Annotated in this window: 17 protein-coding genes; 11 read left to right on the forward strand and 6 right to left on the reverse strand. The window is 57.3% G+C overall.

The genetic code is table 11. From position 1 onward, the window contains the following. Positions 1–61 precede the first annotated feature (61 nt). The 4 genes from V5D86_RS06935 to argF all read left to right on the forward strand — a co-directional run bounded on the left by V5D86_RS06935 (position 62) and on the right by argF (position 4181). Positions 62–1003, forward strand: a complete 942-nt coding sequence (locus tag V5D86_RS06935) for a zinc ribbon domain-containing protein (RefSeq protein WP_414595957.1) — start codon at positions 62–64, stop codon at positions 1001–1003. A gap of 38 nt (positions 1004–1041) precedes the next feature. After that, positions 1042–2142 (forward strand): OBG GTPase family GTP-binding protein, encoded by a 1101-nt coding sequence (locus tag V5D86_RS06940; protein ID WP_414595958.1) that lies wholly within the window; start codon positions 1042–1044, stop codon positions 2140–2142. Positions 2143–2242: 100 nt separating this feature from the next. Beyond that, positions 2243–3217: a Fic family protein gene (locus tag V5D86_RS06945; RefSeq protein WP_414595959.1), complete on the forward strand. Its 975-nt coding sequence runs from the start codon at positions 2243–2245 to the stop codon at positions 3215–3217. A gap of 40 nt (positions 3218–3257) precedes the next feature. Then, positions 3258–4181: an ornithine carbamoyltransferase gene (gene argF, locus V5D86_RS06950; protein ID WP_414595960.1), complete on the forward strand. Its 924-nt coding sequence runs from the start codon at positions 3258–3260 to the stop codon at positions 4179–4181. A gap of 129 nt (positions 4182–4310) precedes the next feature. Here the strand turns inward: argF and V5D86_RS06955 are convergent, their stop codons facing one another. From V5D86_RS06955 to V5D86_RS06970, 4 genes are all read right to left on the reverse strand, one after another. Beyond that, positions 4311–5348, reverse strand: coding sequence for an MtaA/CmuA family methyltransferase (locus V5D86_RS06955; protein ID WP_414595961.1), 1038 nt, complete (start codon positions 5346–5348; stop codon positions 4311–4313). 146 nt (positions 5349–5494) lie between these two features. Continuing rightward, complete coding sequence (locus V5D86_RS06960; RefSeq protein WP_414595962.1) at positions 5495–6217, reverse strand: metallophosphoesterase; 723 nt, start codon at positions 6215–6217, stop codon at positions 5495–5497. Positions 6218–6273: 56 nt separating this feature from the next. Continuing rightward, positions 6274–6402, reverse strand: a complete 129-nt coding sequence (locus V5D86_RS06965) for a hypothetical protein (RefSeq protein ID WP_414595963.1) — start codon at positions 6400–6402, stop codon at positions 6274–6276. 123 nt (positions 6403–6525) lie between these two features. Then, positions 6526–9048 (reverse strand): excinuclease ABC subunit UvrA, encoded by a 2523-nt coding sequence (locus tag V5D86_RS06970; protein WP_414595964.1) that lies wholly within the window; start codon positions 9046–9048, stop codon positions 6526–6528. A gap of 172 nt (positions 9049–9220) precedes the next feature. Between V5D86_RS06970 and V5D86_RS06975 the strand changes: the two genes are divergently transcribed. Continuing rightward, on the forward strand, positions 9221–9514 hold the full coding sequence (locus V5D86_RS06975) for a hypothetical protein (protein WP_414595965.1): 294 nt from the start codon (positions 9221–9223) through the stop codon (positions 9512–9514). 48 nt (positions 9515–9562) lie between these two features. On the opposite strand, the gene V5D86_RS06980 is transcribed toward V5D86_RS06975, so the two are convergent. Then, a complete protein-coding gene (locus V5D86_RS06980) occupies positions 9563–10135 on the reverse strand; it encodes a hypothetical protein (RefSeq protein WP_414595966.1) in 573 nt (190 codons plus the stop codon). 1 nt (position 10136) lies between these two features. Beyond that, complete coding sequence (locus V5D86_RS06985) at positions 10137–10814, reverse strand: CobW family GTP-binding protein (protein ID WP_414595967.1); 678 nt, start codon at positions 10812–10814, stop codon at positions 10137–10139. Between the two features lie 253 nt (positions 10815–11067). Between V5D86_RS06985 and V5D86_RS06990 the strand changes: the two genes are divergently transcribed. The 6 genes from V5D86_RS06990 to V5D86_RS07015 all read left to right on the forward strand — a co-directional run bounded on the left by V5D86_RS06990 (position 11068) and on the right by V5D86_RS07015 (position 17207). Beyond that, positions 11068–11400 carry a DUF6951 family protein gene (locus V5D86_RS06990; protein WP_414595968.1) on the forward strand — a complete coding sequence of 111 codons (333 nt, stop codon included), beginning with the start codon at positions 11068–11070 and terminating at the stop codon, positions 11398–11400. Between the two features lie 115 nt (positions 11401–11515). Continuing rightward, a complete protein-coding gene (locus V5D86_RS06995) occupies positions 11516–12394 on the forward strand; it encodes a sirohydrochlorin cobaltochelatase (RefSeq protein WP_414595969.1) in 879 nt (292 codons plus the stop codon). A 584-nt stretch (positions 12395–12978) separates the two neighbouring features. Next, a complete protein-coding gene (locus V5D86_RS07000) occupies positions 12979–13617 on the forward strand; it encodes a B12-binding domain-containing protein (RefSeq protein WP_414595970.1) in 639 nt (212 codons plus the stop codon). A gap of 1 nt (position 13618) precedes the next feature. Continuing rightward, positions 13619–14704 (forward strand): uroporphyrinogen decarboxylase family protein, encoded by a 1086-nt coding sequence (locus tag V5D86_RS07005; protein ID WP_414595971.1) that lies wholly within the window; start codon positions 13619–13621, stop codon positions 14702–14704. A gap of 70 nt (positions 14705–14774) precedes the next feature. Next, positions 14775–15095: a hypothetical protein gene (locus V5D86_RS07010; protein WP_414595972.1), complete on the forward strand. Its 321-nt coding sequence runs from the start codon at positions 14775–14777 to the stop codon at positions 15093–15095. Between the two features lie 111 nt (positions 15096–15206). Further along, entirely contained in the window at positions 15207–17207 is a 2001-nt protein-coding gene (locus V5D86_RS07015) for a hydantoinase/oxoprolinase family protein (RefSeq protein WP_414595973.1), read from the forward strand. Positions 17208–17574 lie beyond the last annotated feature (367 nt).

A 17574-nucleotide genomic window follows, 5' to 3' on the forward strand; every position in this document is an offset into this window, starting at 1 on the left:
TCGGATGTATCATCTTCTCTAATATCCCTTATAAATAGGGGTTTCAGATATGGTAGCTCATATGAGCTTCGTTGTTCTGACCTGTCCCAAGTGTGGAAACAGGATTCTCATGGATGAGAAGGATGGAAAGGGATTCTGCATGTATTGCGGGGATCCCATCGCCGCAGAGGATACGGACGCGGAGTTCCTGGATTCGCAGTCGGAGTCCCTCATCGAGATCATAATCGGCGGCGGGGAGTCCGCCGGATCCGAGAGCAGGCCGTGGTTCGGCCTCATGGCCGATTCCGTGGACCACCTGATGACAGGCGATGCGGAGGAGGCCGGAAGGTCGTTCGCAGAGGCGATCGAGGGTCAGGACCCCGAGGTCCAGATGTCCATGAAGGACGCGATGGCGGAGGCCGTCGCCCAATGGATCCTGAGGACCGTGTACGACGGGGGCTCCTACCACGGGGGCCTGATGTCCGTGGCACCACTGCTGGAGGTCGACGGCATAGCCGACACCGTCCCGTCAGTGCTGATCGAGACCATAATGGAGGCGCTCTGCAACTCGAAGAGCATGGTCCAGAGTGCGGACGATGCGTATAACATGGTCGAATCCGCATACATACTGATGACCGAGTACTTCCTCGCGGAGCCTGCGATCACGAACCAGGCCATCGTCATAGACGAGTTCATTCGCGAGGCGGGGGAGTTCATGGAGGTCGTCGCGGGCACCTCCAAGGGAGACATCCCAGGTGTCAGGAGCTCTATAGAGTGCATGCGCAGGGCGACCGAATCCATCCAGGCCGCCATGGCGGAGGCCATATCCTCGACGGATCAGGAGAGGATCGACGGTCTCGAGCTCTATTGGGGGGACAAGGGGATCGACAGGATCGGGAAGGATGCGTCAGACATCCTGATGCGCGTCTATGACGATTCGTTCGAGGATACGGATCCGTTCTGGACCGCGATGGACGATGATGCGAAAGGGTACGTGCACTCATATTTCCACCCGGGGATCTGAGCAAACGGCAAATACAACACCAGGGATGGCTGAGTAGAATGGCGACAATCGAGGAGCAGATCAAGGAATTGGAGGAGCAGATCTCCAAGACCAAATACAACAAGGCCACGGAGGCCCACATCGGGAAGCTGAAGGCGAAGATCGCGAGGCTGTCCGAGGAAGAGGAGAAGCGTCGCTCTTCGAAGGGACCGACCAAAGGGTTCTATGTCAAGAAGGCGGGGAATGCCACAGTCGCCCTGGTAGGTTTCCCGTCGGTAGGAAAGTCCACCCTGCTCAACCAGCTGACTGGAGCGAAGTCGGAGGTCGGTGCATATCACTTCACCACCCTCGATGTCGTTCCCGGTATCATGCTCTACAACCACGCCAAGATCCAGATCCTGGACATGCCCGGGCTGATCAAGGACGCGTCCCGCGGAAAGGGACGCGGAAGGGAGGTCATCGCGGCCGCACGTTCGGCTGATGTCATCCTGCTGGTATGTGACGTGTTCAACCCTAGGATGGATGTCCTGTTCAGGGAGCTGTACAATGCGGGCATACGTCTGAACCAGAGCAAGCCCGATGTCGTCATCACCCATTCCGATCACGGAGGCATCCTGGTCAAGCCCACCCTGAAGCTCACGAAGATCGATGTGGAGACCATCAAGGACATGACTGCCGCATACGGGCACATCAATGCCACGGTGGTCGTCCGTGAGGACATCAACGTGGAGCAGATGCTCGACGTCCTTGCCGGTAACCGCGTCTACATAAAGGCGATCATGGCCATCAACAAGGTCGATTTGGCGAAGCCCGGGGAGCTCGAGGCCGCCATGGACATGCACAGGGACTACCGCTGCATCCCCATCTCCGCGGCCACAGGATATGGGATCAAGGACCTTCAGCAGGGCCTGTACGACACCATAGACATGATCCGCGTGTATCTGAAGCCTCAGGGACAGGAGGCGGACCTGGACATCCCGCTGATCGTCAAGAGGGGCAACACCGTCGGTGACGTCTGCGAGCTCATCCACCGCGATTTCAAGAACAATTTCCGTTATGCCATGATCTGGGGGAAGAGTGCGAAGTTCCCCGGACAGACCGTGGGGATGGAACATGTGGTTGCGGACGAGGACATCATCTGCATCATCGTTAAACGTTGAGAGGGCCTCGTTTCCCTTTTCTGTGGGGTTCACCCCACAAGCTACCCCACAAGTTACTAAATGACAATTATAGAAATACCCGGGCAGATATGCGGGGTATGTGAGGATCGAAGACATCCCGAGATTCAGGATGGATGTGGCATCGTTCGACAAGGTCGCCGCAATCCACAGATTGGTCGATCAGACAGGCGGGTATGGGGACGTAGTCAGGTCGGTGTCGAGGGAGGGATCCCTGATAAGGTCCATCAATTCGTCGCTCGCCATCGAAGGGAACGATCTCGGGTTCCTGACGGTGAGGGATGTTATCGACGGAAAGGATGTGGAAGGGGACTACATAGACATCGTGGAGGTCAAGAATGCCGTTCGGGCCTATGGGATGATCGCATCAGCGGATCCCTGGTCCATCGATGACCTCCTCTCGATCCACAGCGAGATGATGTTCGGTCTGGTGGAGTATGAAGGGTTCAGGAAGCATGGCGTCGGTGTATACGAGGGGGCAGATAGGCTCGTCTACAAGGCTCCTGACCCGGAGGATGTGCCTGCAATGGTCGGAAGACTGTTCGAATGGGGTCACAATTCCGAACTTCCGGCTCCGATAACGGCCGCGATAGTCCATTATTACATCGAGGCGATACATCCATTCGAGGATGGCAACGGTCGCATGGGGCGTCTTTGGCACACGCTCCTGATGCGCCGTTATGGCAGGATATTCGATCTCATACCGCTCGAGTCCAAGATAAGGTCGCGGCAGTCCGAATATTACGAGGCTCTGGAAAGATGTCAGGGGAGCGATCCGCAGGACTGTACGGGATTCATCGAGTTCTGTCTGGATGTCACGATCTCGTCATTGGAGGATCTCCTCCATCTGAAGGATCCGCGCATGGATAGGTTGCTGAAGGCCATGGGGGACGAGCCGATGAGCGCTCTCGACATCATGAGGTCCATGGGACTCTCGGACAGGAATCATTTCAAGGACATGTATCTCCAACCCGCTGTGGGATACGGGTTCGTAGCCATGACCGAGGCCGATAAACCCAGCAGTCCGAATCAGAAGTATCGGAAGACCATCACTTGAATAGCATAACCGTTATCAACTATCCTGTTGATGCTCCGGCATGGCAAAAAGAGACCTTATCTCCGTCTCGGACATGGAAGACGAATGGCCCTCGCTGGTCGATCTCGCTATAAAGCTCAAGGCAGAGCGCGGGAACCACGGGGACCCTCTCAAGGGAAAGACCCTTGCAATGATATTCGAGAAGCCCAGCACCCGCACCAGGATATCTTTCGACGTGGCCATCACCGAACTGGGCGGACATGCCCTGTACATCGACGAGTCGAAGATGCAGATGGGCGTCCACAGCGAGACGGTTGAGGACACCGCCCGCGTGATGAGCAGGTTCGTCCACGGTATCATGTACCGCGCTTTCGACTACAAGATGATGGACAAGTTCGGAGAGTTCGCGACCGTCCCTGTCATCAGTGGTCTTGACAATCTCGAACACCCCTGTCAGGCGCTCGCCGACATGGTGACGATCAAGGAGAAGCTCGGCGGTTTCCGCGGAAAGAGGCTCGTGTACCTCGGTGACGGGAACAATGTGGCGAACTCCCTCCTGTATGCATGCGCCATCATGGGGATGGACATCGTCATCTGCTGTCCCGCGGTCCGTATGCCCAATGCCGAGATCATGTGGAAGGCATCCAACATCGCTCAGAAGAACGGGTCCAAGGTCATCGTGTCCCATGAGCCCAAGGATGCATGCATCGACGCCGATGTCCTGTACACCGACACGTGGGTCTCCATGGGCGACAGCACACCCGTTGAGGAGGCGATCAAGCTCTTCCAGGAGTATCAGATAAACGATGACCTCCTGAAGATCGCAAAGCCGACATGCATCGTCATGCACTGCCTCCCCGCACACAGGGGACAGGAGATCACCCCCGAGGTCATCGACGGACCCCAGAGCGTCATCTTCGATCAGGCGGAGAACAGGCTTCATGCCCAGAAGGCTGTGCTCTATACGCTGATGAAGGATCAGTGAAACCTTTTTCGGCGGGAGACCGCCGATCATCCAATCATTCTCACCCAATGCAAGGGCAATCTTTGTTGAATCTTGATACAAGAAGTGTCCCGCCCCGAAGGACGGGTAAGTGGTTTCGCTGATCTGAAATCAGGCCAGGCTCTTGACTGCAGCAACGAGAGCCTCGTAGTTCTCGTCGGGAGTCGCGACAGCGATTCCGCAGCCAGAGGAGATGACACCGAATCCGGCCTTGGCGGAGCGGATAGCTGCTTCCTTGACCTCGGCAGGGGTTCCCTGGAACAGGGGCCTGACGGATCCGACGTTTCCGACCAGGACGGTCTTTCCGCCGACCTTGGCGAATGCGTCCTCGGGGGTGACCTTCTCCTCAACGGAGCATCCGGTGACACCGGTGGCGGCCATCTGGTCGAGGATAGGCAGGGTGTCTCCGCAGATGTGGAGGACGGTGTACTTGTCTGCCTTGGGCTTGAGTGCGGTCTTGACGTGCTTTCCAGCAGCTCCCTCGAACATGTCGGGTGCGAGCATGTCGGTGGATCCGGAAGGCTCGGAGCACTGAACGATGTCTGCTCCAGCGTCCATCAGGGCGTGGGTGTACGCGGTGACGTAGGGGTTGACTGCCTCGACCCACTTGTCGACCTCTTCGGGAGCCATCATCATTCCGAAGACGAGGTTCTCGGTGTTGACGAGGTTTCCGGTCAGGGTGAAGGGTCCGGTGTTTCCAGCGACGACGCAGTAGTTCTCGCCGTGGGACTTGGCCATGATGCCCATGGCCTCGATTGCGACGGCAACCCTTCCGGTCTTGAGGAAGTCCTCGACGGGCATGATAGATGCGGGGTCGTCGTACTCTCCCATCATGGGGTCGAACTTGAAGGGGTGCTCCTTGATCATAGGGGCGGCATCCTTCTTGTCAACGGCGACGCGGGCACCCATGGTGTCAGCCTCAGCGGTAAGGCAGAAAGGAGCCCTGACGCACTCGGTTCCGAAGACATCTGCCTGGGCGGTTCCGAGTTTTGCCATCAGGTTGGCATCCTTGTGGGCCTCGGGCCATGCGGCTCCGACCTTGTCCATCTGTCCAAGGGTGGCTGCCTGGGTGAAAATGGCCACGGGGGGCCTGTCCAGGGATTCCTGTTTCATAGCTGCGAGTACTCTCTCTCTAGGAGTCATAGTCATGATAAGTTCTCCTGTTAGCCGATATCTCCTATTCATTCTTAAAGGAAGCGGCACAAAAATGATGGTCGCATCCGACAACATCCAATCTCTTTATGAGCCAGTGTGGAAATGGTATGTTGGAGGAATCCTCCAATTGTGATATCGTGTCAGACCCTCACATCGGAGAGGCTCCGGAGGGTACCGAGGTCCATGATGCCCATGTCCGTGACCCCGTATATCTCCGCGTCGGCATATTCGCAGGAGCGGAGTGCCGGGGCCATGACGCAGCTGTCGTCGAGCACGAGGTCGTTCCCGGACGAGAACGGGCTGAACGGAGGGATGACGATGACACCTTCCTTCGCGGCATGTACGAAGCATTGGATCTTCATGCCGCCGCCCACGGAACCGGGGATCCTGACGGACGGATGCTCATGGCCGATTATCACGGGTCTGTGCCCTGTGTCCTCGTGGCCGTGCTCCATCCTGTATCCCATGACATCGATGTGGTCCACGGCGAGGATGCCGAGGTCCGAGATTATGTTCTGTATGTAGTTGTCGTGGTTCCCCTTGACCACCACGACCTGGGCCGCCTCCGCGATCAGATTTATGATCTCGCGGACCTGCGCGCTCTCCTCCCTCCCGGCACGCCGGAAGTCATGCTTCACATCCCCCAGGAGGACGACCCTCTCCGGCTCGTACAGGCTCAGGATGTCGTTCAGAGCATCGCGTATCGATCCGGTGTTGATCCGCGGGAGATAGAGCCCGTCCTGTTCCAGGGCGCGTTCGTAGCCCAGGTGGAGATCGCCGATGACGAGCGTCGGACCCTCGTCGAGGATCAGGCACTTGTCGTTGGTGATGCGAACCCCGGGACGGATCTCCAGCGACCTCATGGTGAGGGGGCAGAGCGCCCGGGCGTATAAGGGTTAGGTCATCGCTCGGCAGCGGTTCATCCCAGGGTTTTGGCCATCTTGGGGTCTTTGGAGGGTATTGCGGTCTCGATGGGCTGACCGCAAGTCGGACACATTGAGAACGGGTACAGCGATGGGATGTCCTTCCCGCAGAATGCGCAACTCATGAACTGTCGCATGCCTTCCGTCGCCTTAAAGGGGTCCGTAGGTACAGGCATGGGCGGTAACAACAGCCTGTGGTTGTTGGATGGATGAGTCGCTTGGACTGGCTCTTTTCAGAATCCAAAATATTACATATCCTTTCCAGGAGATGGTATGCCCATCTTGGAGAGGTACGATCCCGTGAGGCTGTCCTTGCAGCCGGCGATCTCGTCCGGCGTCCCAGATGCGACTATAGTTCCCCCGTCCGTGCCTCCGCCCGGGCCCATGTCCACCACGTAGTCGCAGTTGGCTATCATGTCCAGGTCGTGCTCTATCACGATGACCGTGGCCCCCGAGTCCACGAGCCTTCCGAACACCCCCACCAGCACCCTGACGTCCAGGGGATGGAGGCCTATCGTCGGTTCGTCGAACACGAACAGGGTGTCCTTCTGCGACCTTCCCATCTCGGAGGCGAGCTTCAGCCTCTGGGCCTCCCCGCCCGACAGGGAGGGCGTGGCCTCTCCGAGAGCGAGGTATCCCAGCCCTAGGTCGGACAGTGTCCTCAGCCTGTCGTGCGCCTTGGTCCCCCTCAGGACATCTGCGGCATCGTCCACGGTCATCCCCATGAGGTCGGATATGGACACCGGCCTTCCGCATGGCGGGTCGATGGTGAACGAGCGGGCCGCATCCGAGTACCTCACGCCACGGCAGTCCGGGCACACGATCTCCACGTCCGGCAGGAACTGCACGTCCATCGTGATGTTCCCGGTACCATCGCATCCGGGGCATCTCAGGGACCCGGTGTTGTACGAGAAGTCGCTCGCCTTCAATCCGGCGGCCTTGGACCTCTCGGAGGATCCGAACATCCTCCTGAGGTCGTCCAGGACGCCGCAGTACGTCGCTACGGTGGAACGGACGTTGGATCCTATGGGGGTGGAATCGATCATCTGCACCCGGGATATGCCGGGGCATTCGATGGACAGGACATGGGGAGGGAGGTCAGTTCCCGACCCCTCGGCGGAGACGGCGGGCACCAGGCTCTCGAGGACCAGGGTGGTCTTCCCGGAGCCGGACACACCTGTGACGGCTATGAGCCTGTTGATGGGCAGGGACAGGTCCAGCGGACGGACCGTGTGCAGACCGGCCGTCCTCATCCTCATGGTCCCTTCGGCGAACATGTCGTCCCTTCCCGCCCTGTCGCGGATCACGGGCGTGTCATCGCCGGACAGGAACGGCCCGATCATCGAACTCGGGTCGCTTCCGACGTGTTCCACGGACCCCTGGGATATCAGACGGCCCCCGTCCGTCCCGGCCCCGGGACCCATCTCGATGATGTGGTCGCACGCCTTGAGCACGTGCACGTCGTGATCGACGACCACGACGGTGTTCCCGCCATCCTTCAGGTCGCGGATCACTCCCAGAAGACCTTCCACATTGGACGGGTGGAGGCCTATCGAGGGTTCGTCGAGGATGTACATCGCGCCTGTGAGGCGGCTCCTGACCGAACGGGCCAGCTGCACCCTCTGCCTCTCCCCGGTGGACAGCGTGGATCCCGCCCTGTCCAGCGACAGGTAGCCCAGGCCGAGCTGCAGGAGCCTCCCGGACGTGCGGGAGAACTCCGACACTATGGACTCAGCCATCTCCCTCATGTCATCGGGCATCCCATCGGGTATGCCGGACACCCGCGTGCAGAGGTCGGACAGCGGCAGGGCGCACATCTCCGGCAGGGTCATTCCATCAAGTGTCACGGAGCATGCGGCCTTGTTGATCCTGCGCCCCTCGCAGTCCGGACAGGTCATGGCGGTCAGGAACCTGTCTATCTTCTCCAGGGACTTCTCGGAGGTGGCCTTGCGCAGCCCCTCCTCCACCGCCCGGCGGGCGTTGCGATATGTGGCGTTCAGTTCGAAGAGCTTCCCGTTGGCGGTGGCTATGGGCGTGATTCTCTGCACCTCCGGGCCATTGAACACTATCTCCCGCTCCCCGTCGGTGAGGTCCCTGAACGGGATGTCCACGCGGACGCCAAGCTCCCCGGCCACGGCGTACATCCATTGGATCCCTGTCTGGTTCCAGGAGGTCACGGCCCCGTCCCTCAATGTCACGGACTCGTCCGGGACGAGTCTCCGGTCGTCTATCTCGCGGACCGTTCCAGTCCCGCCGCATCTGGCACATGCCCCGCCGCTGTTGAAGGAGAAGTCTTCCGCACCCATCCCGGGGAACTCTGCGCCACACGTCCGACAGACGATGTCCCTGCCCATGGCCACGCTGGGGCCGGGCGGTACGGGATGCCCGTTCGGACAGGTGTACGTCCCGAGCCTGGAGAACATCAGTCTGAGGACGTTCATCAGCTCCGACATGGTCCCGAACGTGCTGCGTATCCCCGGGACTGCGGGACGCTGGTGCAGGGCGATGGCCGCTGGGACGTTCGCCATGGAGTCCACCGACGCCTCGGAGGCCTGGGATATGCGCCTGCGGGTGTACGCGGACAGGGCTTCCAGATATCTCCTGGATCCCTCGGAGTAGAGGACCCCCAACGCGAGGGACGACTTCCCCGATCCGGACACCCCGGCGATGCCGACGAGCCTCCCGAGAGGGACGTCCACGTCCACATCGCGGAGGTTGTGGACCCTCGCTCCGCGTACGGCGATGCATCTCCTGTCGGAACCCTCGTTCATGTCCTGTGATGTCATCGGGGGTATGAACCTGTTTGCAATGGGTGCCGGGATGCAGACGCCGCCGATGGATGATACGGCAGTCCGTGACGGTTATCTGACCACATTTAAATGTGCATGGGATGATTTCATGTCCAAGGCCGGACCGGACAGGTCGGACCATGGAGGAGATTGGATGGAATACGACGAATACATAGTGGACCTGAACGCGGACTGCAAATGCGGTTGTCGCGACCTTCACAGGTTCCACAACATCTACCATTTCCCGAACGACCTCGGAGCTTCGGTCATAGCGAACCCCAAGCAGGAGGGGTTCGCGGATGCGGGATACAGGGTGATGATCATCAGGTTCGACGATGCGGAGACGTACAGTCCCGAGACGCCAGAGGGATATGACGGCTACGTGATAGAATCCGACAGCTGGGACGATGTCGTGAGGATATTGGACGACCTCAGGTCCAGGAACTGAGGCCCATGGGATTTGGGCGGGAGGGGCGCGACGCCCCTCCCGGTTTTATCAGCTCTTCTCGTGGTGGGCGATGCTCTTCTCGGTATCGTAGAAGTCTGCGCGTATCGTGTAGGGGATGCTCCACTTGGACGCGATCCCGGGCAGGGTCTCGAGAACGCACTCGCGGATCACATCGTCCCATATCCCGTGGACGATCACGTGCATGACGGCCAGGCACTCCGTGAGGCTGTCCTCGGGGATGTGGTCCTGGATGTTCGTCGGGATGGACGGGTCCACCATGCTGAACATGATGGTGTCGTTGCCCTTCTTGACGAACCCCTTGATGTGTCCGATGAGGTCGGCACCGTGTCTGAAGCAGTCCTCGGTGGCCTGTCTCATCATCTCGTCCATGAAGCCGACGAGCCTCTCCTTCGGTATGCCCGCGGGGTCGGAGACGTCGAGCTCGATGGCGTATTTGCCGAGCTCGTCTACCGCCCTGTGGATCTCCAGGTGCAGCTTGCTTCCCTCTTCCACGGGGTTGTTGTCGTCGTGCGGCATCCTTCCGTCGAGGCCATCACGGTCATGGTCGACTTCGGTGAAGTCGTAGTCGTGCTCGACATGATCGTCATGATCCCCGCTCATGTCATTGTCCCCCTTGGTTGTTGTATTCCAGCTCCAGCCTCTTCGCTTCCATGGAGTCGTCGTATCTCGCGGATGTCCCGTTCTCAATCTGGTCCACGGCGTAGTCTATCCCTTCGCCGGTGACCGCGGACATCCTCTTGATCTCGGCGGTGGGGTTCATCTCCCTGATGGCGACCTCGGACTTCGATATCTGCTCGGCCGTGGCGGCATCGACCTTGTTGATGAAGCAGATGTCAGCCTCCCTGATCTGCGTCTCCACGAGCCTCTTGACGGCCTTGAGCATCAGGTCGATACGGGTGGAGTCCACCAGCGTTATGACCGGGGCATGCTCGATATGGACGACGGTCTTCGCCTCCGAGTACTCCGCGGCCCTCTTCAGGCCCAGGGGGATGGCGACTCCGGACGGTTCGACGATGATTATGTCCGGGTCGAAGGTATCGTGCAACTTGGCGAGTGTCTCCGCGAATGATCCCGCGATCTGACAGCAGATGCATCCGCCCGAGATCTCCTTCGCTTTGAGTCCATGCGCCTCGATGAACCTGGCATCCACGCTGATGTCCCCCACGTCGTTGACGACGATGGCGATCTTGTGGCCACGGGCGGTGAGGCCATCGACGATCTTCATCAATGCGGTGGTTTTCCCGCTTCCGAGGAACCCGGCTATCTGTGCTATCTTCATTTAGACACCTGAGTGATGAAATCCGCTCCTAGCTATATGAACAATATGCATGTATTGTAGGTTGGATATTGGATTGTCCATCCATATCCGTATCTCATCCGCCATGATACGGAGGCACATGCTGGATGCGTCGGGGATATATCACCGGTCCATGTCTGGAGGCGATGTTTCTCCATAGTCTACATATATTAATCAATCGTTTGATTCATCCAATAGCCGTCCGGTGTCACATCGCACGGAGTGGAGGAAGGCAATGACATCAGTAGTCCAAGTGAACATGAAGACCTGCAACAAGACTCACAAGATCACCGTATCTCTCAGGGAGGACGGGAACCTGGACGTCGATATAGTCTCCGACTGCGCTAACATCCAGGCGTACGCTAAGAAGCTCACGATGATCACGATGGAGGATGCCAGCAGCTTCGTCGGAAGCAAGATCGTGGATCCGGAGATCAGAGGGCCCCTGTCCGCACCCTGTCTCGTCCCGAGCGCCGTGTTCGATGCAGCTTGGATGGAGCTCGGTATGCTTTCCAAGAACCTTTGCAAGAAGATCCATTCGAACGAGGTCATCCTGGACCTCGAATGATCCCATGCCGGTCCGTCGACCGGCGAAACCCTATTTCCATTTTCAGGCACGATCACTCATCCAACCTCTGTCATCAATAGTCTGACTTATCTACTTGGATGATATGTCCTACTACATGACCGCCTCCAAAAAGGCAATTCTCGTGGTGAGCTACGGCACCAGCTACGAGGAGACCCGTGAGAAGACGATTGGTGCCATAGAGCGGCACATCGCCGACACTCATCCCGGATGGGAGGTTCGCAGAGCCTTCACCAGCAAGTCCGTCCTCAGGATACTAGAGAAGAAGGGCGTCCACATCGATTTCGTGAGTGACGCCTTGGACAGGATGATCTATGATGGGATAGACACTGTGATCGTCCAGCCCACCCACGTGATGAACGGACTCGAGTATGACATAATGATGAAGGTCGTGCGCGACTACTCCGTGTACTTCAGGTACATCGAGGTCGGGACCCCCCTCCTCACATCCTCTGAGGACTACGACGAGGTCATCGCGGCAATCGAGAGGTCGTTCATAACCAAGTCCAACGAGGTCTGCGGAAAGAACCATGCAATCGTCCTGATGGGGCACGGGACCGACCATTTCGCGAATTCCACTTACAGTGAGCTGCAGCTGAGGCTCATGACGTCCGGTCACACCAATGTGTTCGTGACGACTGTGGAAGGGTTCCCATCGTTCGATGACACCATCTCAATGATGAGGGCCGGAGGGTACGACGAGGTCGCGCTGTTCCCGATGATGCTCGTAGCCGGGGACCATGTCATCAATGACATGGCCGGTGACGATGAGGATTCTTTGAAATGCGTCCTCGAGAACGAAGGGTACAAGGTGACATGCATTGTCAAGGGTCTCGGCGAATATCCTGACTTCCAGGAGCTTTTCAGATTCCATGTCGACGTAGCGATGTCGAGACTTCCGAGCGGATCCGCTTCTGACGTCGTCTCCGGAGCTGTTCCGGAGAGGTCCGTGGCGGGATCCTCGATCCTGCGCTGATCCAAACGATTTTCCTTTTCATTGCCGGGGTTTCCCGGCATTTCTCCCTTGTATGTGGATGCACTGTCCAATTGGTGTCTGGCTACTGTTTCATACTACAAAGTTTTAAATACAGTAGGTTTTGAAATTGAGAGGTTGGATGTAACTTATGCCAAAATTTTTTACAACAAAATTAGTAGTTTATCCGTATGCTCCATTATAAAAAGTTATTGCATGTAAAAATTCAGATCTTTTGCAGTAGGGAGCCTATTCATAGATTTTATAAAGAAGAATAGCAACGAAAACAGACACATTTTAAAAATATTGTAGCTGTCAACGTTTTGAATAATGTACAAATTTTGGTATTTTTCCTTTGGATGTATCATTTCATGTGTATCTTGATCATCCCATCGATATGTTCAAACATTCAACATAATTGGAGTTAATATGGATGAAAAATGAAATTTATTTATATACTAATTAACCAAAATATTAGTAGAAAATAATTTTTAAGAGGATTTATCATCCATCCATACAGTACTTATATATATCGTAGGATGAAATGGTAATTTCAGTTGCAACAGCAACGAAAAGGAGGAAAGGAAATGAGCAAGGAGGAAATACTCGAAGCACTCGCGCAGGCAGTGGTCAACTGTAAGGCGGCAGACGCTAAGGCTGCGGCCGAGAAGGCACTGGCTGAGGGAGTGAACCCTATCGAGGCGATCAACGAGGGTCTCGTCAAGGGAATGTCTGTCATAGGAGACAAGTACGCAGCCCATCAGGTGTACCTGCCCCAGGTTCTGGTCGCAGCCCACTCGATGTACGCCGGACTCGACGTTCTGCTTCCCGCCATCCCGAGCGAGGCACTTGCCGATGCCAAGAAGGCGGCCGCCTGTGTCGTCGAGGGAGATGTTCATGATATCGGAAAGAACATCGTCAAGACCATGCTGACCGCTGGTGGATTCGTCGTTACCGATCTCGGAAAGGACATCTCTCCTGCAGACATCGTTGCACACGTCAAGGCCGACGGAACAGATATCCTGTGCATGTCCACCCTGATGACCCCCACTATGGACAACATGAAGGCGACCATCGACCTTCTCAAGGAGAACAATCTCCGCTCCGACATGACCGTCACCATCGGCGGACCCCCCACATCCCCGTCCTTCGCGGAGGAGATCGGAGCCAACCACCGTGACAACAACGCACAGGACTGCGTCAACTGGCTCAAGGGGGCGAACTGAAATGGTCAAGGAGATGACGCCGTACGAGAGGGCAATCGCTGCAATCCAGAACGAGCCGGTAGATGAACTCGCGTCCTCTCCGCTCGCCTTGGCGCTTTGCAGAAGGCTGATGCCGGAGCAGATCACCTATAAGGAGTGGGCGACCAACCCCACATACTGTGCCGAGTCATTCGCCAAGGGAGCTGAGTACTGGAAGCTTCCCTACACGGTCACTCTGATCGACCTGTCCATCACGGCATCCACTCTCGGAGCACATGTCAGGATGGACACCGAGAACACCCCGTTCGTCGATGACCACATCATCCACAGCATGGAGGACTACGAGAAGATCCAGTGCCCCGACGTCACCAAGGGACGTACCGGTAACCTGATCGAGATGAACAGGGAGCTCGCGCCCCTCATCAAGGGAAAGTCGTTCAACATCGCTTTCCTCGAGGGACCCCTCCTAACTCTGACCCAGGCCGGAGGAGCGGAGAGGCTGTTCATGGACATGTTCACCGACCCTGCACCCGTCCACAAGGCTCTCGAGCAGACCACGCAGCTCTGTCTCAACACATGCGAGAAGATCGCGGAGACCGGAGCCGAGGGATTCTGCTGGGACTACCTCTGGGGTAACTACTCCTGTCTCGGAGATCCCGAGTATGCGGAGTTCGAGGGCGACAAGTACGCGAAGAAGTGTAACGAGAAGACACGTGAGCTCGGAATGGGACTCGGAATCCACAACTGCGCCGACCTTCCCCACCTGGACACCCAGGTGAAGCAGTTCGGAGTGGATATGTACTCCATGGCCTATTACCCCCTCATCCCCGGGAGCCCCACCGCTGCCGAGACGATCGAGAAGGGCTACGCCGACGACTGTCTGATCATGGGTAACATCGACCCGCAGCTCTTTGTCAGGGCCACCGAGGAGAAGATCACCAAGGTCACGCAGGACCTCTGCCAGGAGGTAAAGACCGCTCTGTGCAAGAAGGGTCTCAACTCCAGATACTGCATCTCTTCCGGATGCGAGGTGCCTCCCGACCTAGAGACCAAGATCGAGAACGTCACCGCTGTCCAGAACGCCGTCCACAAGTACGGCCTGATGTGATATCGGGAAGATAAACCACAACCCGCGGGCATCCGCCCGCGGGGACAACATAACGATGGAGATGGAATACATGGCAACAACCTACTTCGATGCGATGAAAGCTCACGGCTTCTCGAACAACACTACGGCATCAGTCAGGAAAGGATTCGTCTGCCCCAGATGCGGGTTCACGTTCTCGCTGGTCTACGCGAGGACCTTCGCATGCCAGGGCTGTTCCGAGGCCGTGCTCGGATGCTCGAAGGTCAGGTGTGCCAAGTGCGATTGCGAGTTCCCTATAGAGTCGTCGTGCGACGTGTTCGGCTCCGTCCAGGAGAGGACCCTGGCGGACCACATGAACAACATCATAACGACCAGGAACGGCGATCTCGGCGTTTCGTCTGTCAAGCGTTGATCATCTGTTTTCCTTAATTTCGTTAAACTCTTTGCAAAATATCTTACGGTTCGGGCGTATTTCCCTTGCTGCGCCCGAATCGATACATCTGTTTGTATGGACGTGACGGCAATGAGCATCGGTCTTGGATTGGACAGTGGCGGGACATATACGGATGCCGTGGTGATCGATTTGGAGACTGGCGAGCTTCTATGCAAAGCCAAATCCCCCACGACACGTGAGGATCTGTGTATAGGGATCAGGGGTGCGATCGAGGCCATGCGCCCGGACCTTCTGAAGGAGGTGGGGGTCGTATCGCTCTCATCCACTCTGGCGACGAACTCCGTCGTCGAAGGGAAGGGTGCACGTGTCGCGCTGGTCAGCATAGGAGGGGACTACGATGGTTCGTGCCCTGCGGATTTCAGTATCACCATAGCAGGCGGCCATGATCTGAAGGGCGAGGAGCTGGCCCCGTTGGACGAGGAGTCAGCCCGCTCGTTCCTGGAGTCCATGAGGGGACGCATAGACGGGGTGGCCATAGCGGGATATCTCGCGATACGCAACCCCGATCACGAGAACCGCGTGAGGGACATGGCGGAGCAGATCCTGGGGATCCCTGCGGTCTGCGGTCACGACCTGTCGTCCGGACTCGGATTCAGCGAGAGGGCGGCCACCTGCATAATCAATGCACGTCTGATCCCCGTCATAGACGATCTGATCCGTTCAGTCAAGGACGTCCTCACCGAGAATCGGATCAACGCCCCGCTGATGATCGTCAAGGGGGATGGGTCCATGATGGGGGAGGCTGAGGCCAGGAAGAGACCGGTCGAGACCGTCCTCTCGGGTCCGGCATCCAGTATGATAGGCGCCATGAAGATCACCGGGCTCAGGGATGCCATAGTGATGGACATCGGCGGGACGACCACCGACATCGGGATCCTGAGGGACGGTAAGCCGAGACTGGAGCCGGAAGGGGCCACGATAGGCGGTGTCCGCACCCGTGTCATGGCCGCCGAGATATCCACATCGGGGATAGGCGGGGACAGTCGCATATTGATCCTGGGACATTCCGTCGCCCTTTCGCCATTGAGGGTCATGCCGCTGTGCTTCGCGGCTAAGAGGTGGGCCTCCGTCCGTTCCAAGCTGGAGGGTCTGAGGGGCAACGCCCCTGTCATGTATGCGATGCAGGACGAGCACAACGTCGTCCTCGGCTGCGAGTTCTTCAGGAGATTGGGCATGCCGTCCAACATCCGCGACTTCTCGCCCGGTGACATCAAGCTGCTGGAGACCCTGCAGGACGAGCCGATGACCTTGCAGGATGCCGCAGACATCATCGGGGTCCACCCGTTCACGTTCAACGTCCGCAGGCTGGAGAGCCTCGGACTGGTCCAGAGGGTCGGTTTCACGCCTACTGACGTGATGCATGCCAGTGATTTCTACACCGAGTTCGATTCCGAGGCGTCCAAGGTCGCGGCAGAGTATCTCGCGAAGGGCGCCAGGACCGACATGGAGGGGTTCCTGGAGATATGCAAGCAGAGGATACGCGAGAAGCTCAGCATCGAGCTGATGAAGGAGCTAGTATCCGAGGAGACGCACTCCATGTCGTTCGGGATAGCGGGCCAGGACCTTCTGATGAAGGCCGTGTCCGGATCCTCCGACCGCGACTACTCCTGTATGATCAAGGTGAACCTGCCGATCATAGGGATAGGTGCCCCTGCGGGAACGTACATCCCCTGGGTGGGGGAGGTGTTCGGGACAGAGGTCCTGATCGACGGGAACTCGGATGTGGGGAACGCCATAGGCGCCGTCTCCTCCACAATATCCGAATCCATATCCATATTGATCCGTCCGTTGGCCATGGGTTCCGAGGAGGGATTCCAGGCGTTCTCCAAGCTCGGGAAGTTCGACTTCCAGACGCTCGACGAGGCCATAGAGGCATCGTCGGCCGAGGCCAGCGCTGTCGTGGCGGACCTCGTCCGTGACAGCGGAGGGGAGGACATAACGGTGACGTTCGACCGCAGGAACAGGGAGTTCTCGTACGGGGATTCCGGGAACAAGTGCCTCATGGAGGTCGAGCTCACGGTCACTGCCGCGGGAAGGCCCAGGCCGTTCTACGCAGGATCGGGGAACTGATCCCAAACAGGGCCTCCGGCCCGTCTTACATATTCTTGCAATTCCTTGACGATATGCCGAAACATCCCTTGTTCCGAGTCCTTCAGGTGAGACGATCCGATGGGACATTACATGGTATTCTGTCTCACAGGGATTGCTCGATTTCCATTCTCTCCCATGATTTTCCATCTATTTTCCGGGATGGAATGCCTCGGTGTTTCCATCACTATTTTATGACTTCGTTCAATTTTATAGCAATCATTAAATAATATGTGTAAAGGAAACCTATTTTATCAAGTTTATTTTCTTTGAATTAACAACAGGTGAACTACTAGTTTAGGATTAATTTCAATAAAAAATACATTCCTTTAAATACTATTCAACTAAA

This window comes from Candidatus Methanoprimaticola sp. MG2 (assembly GCF_047501175.1).
Taxonomy (GTDB): Archaea; Thermoplasmatota; Thermoplasmata; order Methanomassiliicoccales; family Methanomethylophilaceae; genus Methanoprimaticola.